Source organism: Alkalicoccobacillus porphyridii (assembly GCF_007293315.1).
Classification (GTDB): domain Bacteria; phylum Bacillota; class Bacilli; order Bacillales; family Bacillaceae_D; genus Alkalicoccobacillus; species Alkalicoccobacillus porphyridii.
Window position 1 is genome coordinate 1 of sequence record NZ_VLXZ01000050.1, and the last position, 452, is coordinate 452.

Consider the following 452-nt stretch of genomic DNA (forward strand, 5'->3'; position numbering starts at 1 on the left):
CCCGGTCTGCGAATTGCAGGCGGCTTAATCGTCGCGTTTATCGGTTTTCGGATGCTCTTTCCGCAACAGAAAGCGATTGATTCACCGGAGGCGAAAAGCAAGTCGGAAGAGCTGGAAGATGAACCCAGTGCCAATATTGCCTTTGTGCCGCTGGCAATGCCAAGTACTGCCGGTCCGGGAACCATAGCGATGATTATTAGCTCGGCGTCCACAGTGCGTCAGAGTTCAACCTTCGCTGATTGGGTACTGATGGTTGCGCCGCCGCTGATCTTTTTCCTGGTGGCGGTTATTTTGTGGGGAAGCCTACGCAGCTCCGGCGCAATTATGCGGCTGGTGGGCAAGGGTGGCATTGAAGCGATCTCCCGTCTGATGGGATTCCTGCTGGTATGTATGGGTGTGCAGTTTATTATTAACGGCATCCTGGAAATCATTAAAACGTACCATTAAGAAAG

1 protein-coding gene is annotated in these 452 nt (G+C 52.2%); it reads left to right on the plus strand.

Translation table 11 applies throughout. The features are described from left to right. On the plus strand, positions 1-447 hold a 447-nt coding region (gene marC / locus FN960_RS23460; protein ID WP_143850763.1), incomplete at its 5' end, for an NAAT family transporter MarC. Between the last annotated feature and the right edge of the window lie 5 nt (positions 448-452).